The 9,645-nt window shown below is 30.1% G+C and carries 7 protein-coding genes and 1 pseudogene; 6 read left to right on the top strand and 2 right to left on the bottom strand.

Annotation, left to right across the window (positions count from 1 at the left end; genetic code table 11):
- The first annotated feature begins 338 nt into the window (after nt 1-338).
- Together ACJAX4_RS05135 and ACJAX4_RS05130 are read left to right on the top strand one after the other, a co-directional pair.
- Nucleotides 339-512 (top strand): hypothetical protein, encoded by a 174-nt coding sequence (locus ACJAX4_RS05135; RefSeq protein WP_435788379.1) that lies wholly within the window; start codon nt 339-341, stop codon nt 510-512.
- Between the two features lie 260 nt (nt 513-772).
- A pseudogene (locus ACJAX4_RS05130) lies at nt 773-1,357 on the top strand (spore photoproduct lyase family protein).
- 718 nt (nt 1,358-2,075) lie between these two features.
- Here the strand turns inward: ACJAX4_RS05130 and ACJAX4_RS05125 are convergent.
- Together ACJAX4_RS05125 and ACJAX4_RS05120 are read right to left on the bottom strand one after the other, a co-directional pair.
- Nucleotides 2,076-2,270 carry a hypothetical protein gene (locus tag ACJAX4_RS05125; RefSeq protein ID WP_435788378.1) on the bottom strand — a complete coding sequence of 65 codons (195 nt, stop codon included), beginning with the start codon at nt 2,268-2,270 and terminating at the stop codon, nt 2,076-2,078.
- A 243-nt stretch (nt 2,271-2,513) separates the two neighbouring features.
- On the bottom strand, nt 2,514-3,731 hold the full coding sequence (locus tag ACJAX4_RS05120) for an NAD(P)/FAD-dependent oxidoreductase (RefSeq protein WP_435788377.1): 1,218 nt from the start codon (nt 3,729-3,731) through the stop codon (nt 2,514-2,516).
- A 425-nt stretch (nt 3,732-4,156) separates the two neighbouring features.
- Here ACJAX4_RS05120 and ACJAX4_RS05115 point away from each other — a divergent pair, with 425 nt between their 5' ends.
- From ACJAX4_RS05115 to ACJAX4_RS05100, 4 genes are all read left to right on the top strand, one after another.
- Nucleotides 4,157-4,687 carry a hypothetical protein gene (locus ACJAX4_RS05115; RefSeq protein WP_435788376.1) on the top strand — a complete coding sequence of 177 codons (531 nt, stop codon included), beginning with the start codon at nt 4,157-4,159 and terminating at the stop codon, nt 4,685-4,687.
- Nucleotides 4,688-6,074: 1,387 nt separating this feature from the next.
- A complete protein-coding gene (locus tag ACJAX4_RS05110; protein WP_435788375.1) occupies nt 6,075-6,461 on the top strand; it encodes a hypothetical protein in 387 nt (128 codons plus the stop codon).
- Nucleotides 6,462-6,555: 94 nt separating this feature from the next.
- On the top strand, nt 6,556-7,578 hold the full coding sequence (gene mnmH, locus ACJAX4_RS05105; protein ID WP_435788374.1) for a tRNA 2-selenouridine(34) synthase MnmH: 1,023 nt from the start codon (nt 6,556-6,558) through the stop codon (nt 7,576-7,578).
- Nucleotides 7,579-7,689: 111 nt separating this feature from the next.
- Entirely contained in the window at nt 7,690-9,645 is a 1,956-nt protein-coding gene (locus ACJAX4_RS05100) for a DNA gyrase/topoisomerase IV subunit B (protein ID WP_435788373.1), read from the top strand.

Below are 9,645 nucleotides of genomic sequence, written 5' to 3'. Positions count from 1 at the left end.
TTGTTGATTTTGCTATGCCATATTCGCGACTTAGATCTGCCAAGGACTTTCCAGAATTATATAGTTCTACTAAAGTATTTTTGAATTCATCTGTATATTGTTTTTGAGTTCTTCCCATTGTAGACACATCCCTTCAATTCTTATTTTATACTGTTCAAGTTTTCGTGTCTACAATATTATACTAACACCAACTTGTTATTGATAGTTTTTCAAATAAATTTTTTTATAGGATCATAAGTTTTTTCTTCTTCAGGTATCTTAATTAATGAATATATTTTATCCTTAATTGCCATACTAGCTAGGTATTGATGAAATTAAATATATGGGAGGTTTTATTTATGCCAAAAGCTAAACAATATGTTGATCAAAGTATGACAAGTGTACAAAATACGGTTGCATCATTGCAACAAGCACTTAGTTCAGCAGAAAAAGAAGATAATAAAACTAAAATTCAATCAGCAATAGATTGTCTTAACTCTGCAACTCAACAATTATCTAGTTATAAAGATTAATATTATAAAATGGATTCGTTGGAATCCGCTCAGGTTGTTTAAAAGACCAGTATAATTTTTTATTATACTGGTCTTTTGTACGTGCAATTGTACGATACCATTATTCTAGGCACTGTCTTTATTGTTATTTAGTTTGCCATTTCAACACTAACTCTTATCTGAGAGTATATATGAATAGAGATGAAATAATGAACAAAGTGAAGAAGACGATTGTGAAAGTAGGGGAACATAAGGTTTATTAATTAGGTAGTAATTCTGATATGGTCCTTGAAAATACTATTACGGGAAATTTAAGATGGGTAATTGAGGAGTTTGGAAAGCTAGAAAATGCGACAGCCACCTTTTCAACAAAGTTTGATGCTGTGGACGATTTATTAACGGCTAATCACAATGGTCACACACAAATGCGAATTTCCATTAATCCACAATAGATTATAGAAAAAGTAGAGTTTGGCACTAGTAGCTTAAAAGAGAGAATTATTGCGGCAAATAAGATGTTTGAAGCTGGATATAAAATAGGATTAAATATTGACCCTATAATCTTGGAATAATTATGGATAATAATGTATAATAATATGTTTAAGCAAGTTAAGGAGACCTTATCATTTAAGCTTAAAAATCAATTATTTATAGAGGTAATATTTATGACCTATGGTTTGCCTAATTTTGATATTAATACAGAAAACATGCCAAAAGCAGTAAATTTATTTGATAAGGTTAAAATGAGACCAAAGGGACCAGGAAAGTATACATATCGTAATGAATATAGAAATGCAGCTGAAGAGGTCATTAGAGAATTAATTAAAAAATGTTTGCCTGAGGCTACAATAAGTTATATTGTTTAAAGCATGTAGATTAGCATGGTCACCCTATAGGGAATAAGTTTTTTATTAATAAATACTAAGTGCCAATTTTATCCTATGCACAATCATGATAACTATAAAGTTACTAACTAGAGCATTACTGAATATAAATTGGGCGTTGTGTAGTAATGGAAAGTGACCTGACCCTTGCCCAATAAACTAGATCCTCTAAACTAGTATTATCTCTTGTTTTGGTAGAATAACTTAATATTTCGTTTTATGCTACTTTAGCCTTTCGATTAGCTTTATTATAATAATTTTCAAATGTTACATATTCATCTGAGGCGTGTATTCGCTACCAATTATAAAATACATCAACATATTCAAATACAGCTGCACGGGCTTCTTCACGGGTTCTAATGTGCAAAAAGTATTACATACACAAATATAACCCATATGAGGATCTGTCTAATGCAATAGATGAATATATTAGATTCTATAATACCAAGAGATTACAAAAAAATTAAACAGCCTTAGCCCAATGGAGTTTAGGGCCTTGGCCGTTTAATTTAATTTTATAATTTCCATTGTCTACTTTTTTGGGTATAGATTATGACAGCAGGCAGTTAATATGAACAGATATCATCTTTTCAATTCTGTAGCCTTTTTTCAAATTGCATATAAAAGTTACATATTATGTAACCTGTCTCTATTTACTTAATGAAATTATATCTTATAGTAATTGAATAAGGATCCCTAGTTAATATTGGCTTCCGTCATGTGTATTTAATAATTCTTGTAATTTCTTTGCTTGCATTGCAGATTGTTCTGCAAATTCGTTGAATGTATTACTAACTTCTTCTGATACTTGTCTTGCAAATGATTGATAGTCTCTAACATTTTCTTGAGCATCTAATAACTTTTTAATAGTAGTATATGTAGTGTTCATTTCCATTTTAATCACTCCTCATTACTATTTTTTCACAAAAGTTATTTTTTTATGTATTTAAAGTTTTATAATTAAAATCTATTAAATGAGTGTGCATATATAATGAACTTGGATTAAAGTGTTGAAATAAAGGTAACCGGTTTAATTAAAACTGGTAATTTTAAGCGAATTAAATCCAGTTTTTCGTTCCATTACTACACATACCCCCATATAAACAGTGACCCATACCCAATAAAATAAACATAGCCATTATTTATCAAATCTATCTACTGCAAATAATGACAGGTCATCATTACGTTTTCCTAAATATAAATTGCTAAGCATCATTCCACCTAGCATTGAAAATAACACTCCATTGGCACCATAGCCTAAACAATACCATAGCTTATCATTATGAGGGTCTTTTCCTAAGAAGCCTAAATTGTCCTTTGTTGATGCAAATGCTCCACAATACTTATAATCTATTTCTATATCTTTAATATTTTTAAACATAAATTTTAATCTTTGCTCTAATATATCATATTTTTTCTTTGCAGCTTTTTCATTAAATATATCCGGAACAAACCTTATGTCTTCTCCCCCAATTATAATTCTATTATCCTGAGTGGTTCTATAATAATTATATGGTAAGTTATTATCGCGAATAAGTGCTCTCATATGCCATCCTGAAAAATCGCTAACAGGTTTTGTCGCTATATTAAATGTAGTAGTTTTAGTCCCAAAATTCCTATTACTAAATAATTTTGTATTATACCCAGTAGCTACTATAACTATTTTGCCTTTTACTTTATACCCATATGTAGTATTAATAAGTACTCCACTCTGCTCATAGTCAATTTTTACAACTTCTGTATTCTCATAAATTGTAACTCCTTTTTCCGAGCAGATGTTTAATAACTCATGGGTGTATTTATAAGGATCAATTTCTGCCCCACCGTCATTACAGTATACGCCAGCTTTTATATCAAACCCAAAAGGATTATTAGACTCATCTATAAAATCTACATCAAATCCATTTTCCTTTCTAATTCTATACTCTTCATATATTTCATCCTTCTCTAATTTTTTTGAAGTGTATAACAATGTGTCTTTTTTTAAATAATCGCATTTGTTACCATGCTCCTTTATTATGTCATCTATTTGCTTTAATGCAATAACTCCCAATTCATATGACCTTATTACATTTTCTTTTGTTGTAGCATCCATTAAATCATTAAGTTTATCATCTAGTTCATACTGAAGCAAAGATGTTGTAAGACCTGTACTGCAATAACCTATTCTATATTTTTCTAGTATTACGCATTTAATATTATGTTTAGAAAAATAATATCCTAATATGCTTCCTGTAACTCCACCGCCTACTATTACTACATCTGTTTCTATATTTTCTGTTAAATAATTGTACTGTCTTGGAACCTTATTTATATTTGTAAAAACAGGATTTCCTTGAACAAATTGTAAATTCATAATATACCACCTAACTAATTTTTATTATTATAAGAAACAATACTTCAAGTATTATTAATATAGTTTATTACTAACATTAATTATATTGTTTGTTAATTTATACTCCTGTATACGTATCTTTCTGTATTTATTTTATAATGTGCTTAGGACCAATAACTAATGCCAATTATCATATTTTTTACTTCTGTCATTCCAGCTAATAAAGTTACTTAAACTCCAACTGATATTACTATAGCATCGCTTAGCTCTGATAGTATCGATGGGTTTAAATTCATTGTGTACCATTATATTTTTTATTCTTTTATATATAAACCAATATTGTTGTTATTGATGTCACCAGTGGAAACATAGAAAGCATAGAATTACTTACACCTTATGTTGACGTAATAAATAATGGCCAAAACGTAGCCTGTATGATGTAATATGTGGAACGAGCGGATATTAATGTATCCTTTAATAGAATTATATGTGAAAGACCAAAAGAGTGGTTAGAAGGATTTATAGATTATTATACAAACCAAGGTTATGGTTTGTATAATAATTTAAAGGGTTTAGACGGAGTTATTCAAGTTCTTGAAGCAAGGAGTAACCTTGAAAGTCACCCAAATAAAAAACTTAGTGAGCATGCTATGTTAAAGTTCTATTCAGGAGTTTATGAAGGAGTATCAGCATTTTGTGGAGTATGTAAAGTTAATGCTGCTATTGCTATACAAATTCTAGTTAATAAATTTGAAATTTCGCATATTGTATTAACAAGAGTTGCAGGGGCATTAAATAAACGACTTGAGATTGGAGATATAGTTATTTCAAGTGAGATTGTGTATCATGTTGTTGCACATAGCATCTTAACAGAATATCATCCATGGATGGATGATATATATTTTATACCAGATGTCGAACTGCTAAAATCATGTGAAGATATTGGTAAATCTTTATCAATTCCAAACCCGTATTAATACTTTAGATGCCACAGCCCGCAGTAGGAATAATGCTGTGTATATGGCGTTTTACTTTTGCGGTGGTGCATTAGTTTCATTACTAGGTACCTTTTCTTGGGGATTGTTTGGCTGGACTGATGTATGTGTCTATGAAATAATTTTACAAATAATTATAGCTATAATTTATCTTTAGGGTATACAACGCAGATAAAAACAAGTCAGTTGTAACATGTTTTAACCTTTGAGTATAATAATGATTAATAACTTGGATGAGTCTTTTTATAAGTGTAATTTATTTTCGCAGTGAATAAGCGGAATAAAAATTGGTATTAGTTATGGCGAAATGTATTATAAAAAAATAGGAAATTTGCAGTAAAAAATGTCAGTATTCTAGGTAAAACAGTAAAGATAACCGTCAAACTCAGGTATCTGGCATTATTTTTATAGTGCATATAAGATTTTTAAAGAATAAATACTATTTAAACTTTCAGGATTAACCATGCAAGCAATAGTTACAGATTAATACAAATAGGGAGTCATTAAATATAAACGCTTTTTCAGCCCCTATTAATATGGAGGCTGTATTGCTAAATCATTATAAAACACCTGAACATTCAAGAGAAGAATTGAATCAAGATATATGTATGACATTACTATTACTAAAAGACAGTTTTAAGAATATTATTATTAATTGTAGCAATAGCTATAGGAGGGTAATCAGGTAATTATTTATTATTAGGATTTGAATTGTCTAAAATGCTACTAAAGAATAACTGAGAGATGTATAACTTTTTTAAAAACCACATCAAATCTTTATTTATCAGAATCATTTATCTTTATCACTGTTGACGTATAAGCAGGAGTAGATTATAATTATTGTTGATTAAGGGAACTAGAAGCATACGCACTATTTAATAGAATGTTAAGTATAAATGTACAAATATCAATGGGCTGAGATATGGTATGTAGGTTAAATACTAAAGTTGAGTTTTATGGTGGCAATGCAACCCGTTTGCCAACGTTACACAAAATATTATTATATACGATTAGTTAATATAAAAGCATTGATTAAAAGATACAAAAAATTAAATGATATGGCGGAAATCCCGACCATTTTCCACCGGTACATAAAATATGATTAGTTATAATTAAATAATTTTAGTGCTTAAAAATTATTATATACCTCATATATGGTATTATATCAATGCTCACAGAGTATTATAAAATGTATACAGATAAAATAAAATGCAAATTATAGACACACGCCTCACATAGAAACTATTGTTGATATAGTTAAATTGTAAAATTATTAAATTAATTACTTAGGCATTAAACCGAAACATGTACCCTTTCTTATTTGAATAGCATATAAAGTAATATAAATTCAAATAAAGGGGGGACGTTCATGGTAGAAATAATTATTCAATATATATTAGTACTGCTTTTAGTTATAGGACTTGGATATTTAGTTTATTTGTTAAAGGATAATGAAGTAAATATTGTGGATGACTATTTTGGGCTCCATTATGTGATACTGGGTTCTTTATCCGAGGGTGAATCTAAAACTGAAAACGTGAAAAAAATCGTTAGAATAATATCGCAAACAGTAAAATATGTAGAAAATAATTATAATGATAAGGATAATAAATTTAAAGAAGAGAAAGCTATTCAAATGGCAAAGAATGCTACTGATTTATTGTGTTTTCAAGGTAACATAGATGATGAAAGCATAAAATACTTGGTAAGATTAGCTGTGGCTTTATTGCCGCCAACTAATAACACAATTAATTAAGGGCATAACAAAATTAGAGCGAATTACTGTATTAACCGGTAGGAGTGTTTAATTCTGCCGGTTAATGTTTTTATAAAGCCAGGAGGAAAAATTAATGTTAAAAACTATAGAGTATGAAGATATTGAAGGAAATTACATATTAGTTGACGTAAGAAGTCCAGGTGAATTTCATGAGGGAACTATAAATGGTGCAATCAATATACCCTTATTTGATGATGAAGAAAGAAAAATTATTGGTACCGTATATACAAGGGAAAGTGTTGAAAAAGCAAAAAGAATAGGCCTTTCAGTTGCGTCTAAAAAATTACTCAATATCTATGATGAAATAAAAGAACTTAAGAAACAATATGATAAAATTATTCTATTCTGTGCTAGAGGTGGAATGAGAAGTGGTATACTTGGTACACTACTAGATGCCCTTGGTGTAAATACAGAGAGAATAAATGAGGGATACAAAGGATATAGAAGGTTTGTAGTTGAAAATCTACCGAAGCTTAACGAAAATGTTCAATATATTGTTTTACATGGTAACACTGGTGTTGGAAAAACTGAAATACTTAAACAGTTAGAATGTGACGGATTTCATATTTTAGACTTAGAAGGACTTGCTAATCATAGGGGATCACTACTAGGAACAGTAGGGCTTGGTAAACCTACTAGTCAAAAACAATTTGAATCTAACATATTTCATATGTTACAAAAGGGTAAGGGTTCTTACGTATTTCTTGAAGCAGAAAGCAAACGAATAGGAAATGCTACAATACCTGACTTTATATTCCAGAAAATGAAAACTGGTATACATATTTTTGTAGAAGCAGATATTGCTTTTAGAGTAGATCTTATTGTTAATGAATATACGAAATTTGCAAATTGTAACGAGGAAATAATTGAATGTCTAAAAAGACTGGAAAAACATATTGGAGCAAAAAACATTGATAGATACTCTGAGCTAGTTTCAAAATCAGAATACTATGAAGTGGTAAGTGAACTTATGATAAAATATTATGACCCCATGTATACTCATGGTTCTGATAAATATGTCTATGAATTAAAAATTCACGTAGCAGATATAAAAACAGCTACTGAAGAAATTAAAAATTGGAAAAAAACAATATAAAAATGCTAAAAAAGAAACGCGTGTTCTATTTTAGTATTAAATTTACTTTACCTTTTGCGAGTAAACATATAAAATAACAATTGTGTAATAAAATTTTACTGGAGGATTTTTATGAGTTTAGATGTTGAACAAATGCAAACCTATGATGTAACTGACTTAACTTCTCTAGAAAAACTAGAGCCTGTAAGAATAAGACCCGGTATGTACATAGGAACTACAGGAAGCAAAGGGTTACATCATTGTATATGGGAAATATTAGATAACGCTATAGATGAAATAGCTAATGGCTTTGGTGATAGAGCAGAACTAATTTTAAATAAAGACAAAAGTGTAACAGTTTCTGATAATGGTAGGGGAATTCCTACTGGTATGCATCCTATAAAAAATAAATCTGGTGTGGAAATGGTATTTACTGAGCTACACACTGGTGGAAAATTTAATAATAAAAATTATAAAACTTCTGGTGGGCTTCATGGAGTTGGTGCTGCAGTTGTAAATGCATTATCAGAATGGGTTCAAGTTGAAATAAAACAAAAAGGGAAAGTTTTTACTCAAAGGTTCGAATATGCATATGATGATGATTTAAAAAGACTTATGCCTGGTACACCGGTAAGTAAACTTCAAATAGTAGGAGAAACAAAAAAAACGGGTAGTAAGGTTACTTTTATGCCTGATAAAAATGTATTTACTACGCTAGAATTTAGAACTGATGTAATTGATGAAAGGCTTCAAGAATTAGCTTTTCAAAACAAAGGAATTACCTTAGTCTTTATTGATAAGAGAAAAGAAGGTATTAAAGATAAGGAATATCACTCTGAAAGAGGCCTACTAGATTTTATTGATTATCTAAATGAAAGCAAAACGCTTCTTCATAAGGAGGCTGTATTCTTTCAAGGTGAAAAAGAGATAAATGGAATAGAATTATATGGAGAAATATGCATGCAATTTACTGATTCTACAACGGAATACATTGCAAGCTACGTTAACAATATACCTACTACAGAATCAGGAACTCATGAAACTGGTTTTAAAACAGGAATGACAAGAGCTTTTAAAGAAGGAGCCAAAAAGTTTAATCTTTTAAAAGATAAAGATAAGGAATTTGAGGGTGACGATTTAAGAGAAGGGATGACGGCAATTGTTAGAATTAAAATAAGCAACCCAATGTTTGAGGGTCAGACTAAAAGCAAACTGGGAAATAATGAAGCCTATAGTATGATGAATGAACTCTGTTATGTTAAAATTTTAGAATGGATAGAAGACAATAAAGAAATAGCTACTAACATAATAAATAATGCAGTTTCAGCAGCAGCAAGGCGCGATAAAATAAAAAAAATCAATGACGCTGAAAGAAAAAAAGTAGGTAAGGGAGCATCCCCTCTTGCGGGTAAGATTGCAGTTTGTACACTAAAAGATTCAGGAGTTACAGAATTTATAGTGGTGGAAGGTGACTCAGCTGGTGGAAGTGCAAAGCAAGCTAGGGATAGAAGATTTCAAGCTATAATGCCTTCAAAAGGTAAGATTATGAATACTGAAAAGCAGAAGCTAGAAAATGTACTAGCTAGTGAGGAACTTAAAATATTCAACACCGCCATTGGAACTGGTGTTTTGGCTAATTATAATGAAAAAGACTTAAAATACGATAAGATAATTATTTTAAGTGATGCTGATGTTGACGGATATCATATTAGGACACTTTGGATGACTTTTATCTATAGATATATGAGACCTTTAATTGCAAATGGACATCTTTACATGGGTATGCCTCCACTTTATAAAGTTTATAAAAATGGAAAAAATGGTGAGGTTGCTAGGTATGCATATAGTGATGAAGAATTAGCTAAGACGAAAAAAGAAATCGGTAAGGGTTACCTTATCCAAAGATATAAGGGTCTTGGGGAAATGAATCCTGATCAACTTTGGGAAACTACACTAAATCCTACTACTAGGACATTGCAGCGAGTGACTATAGAAGATGCTGCTAAGGCAGAAAAAATGGTTTCACTCCTTATGGGGGATGTTGTTGCACCTAGAAAAAATTACATGTATAAATACGCTGAATTTTAG

Origin of the sequence: Clostridium sp., from assembly GCF_051278035.1 — a bacterium.
Lineage (GTDB): Bacteria > Bacillota > Clostridia > Clostridiales > Clostridiaceae > Clostridium_AD.
This window is presented reverse-complemented; position numbering and strand designations above follow the sequence as displayed.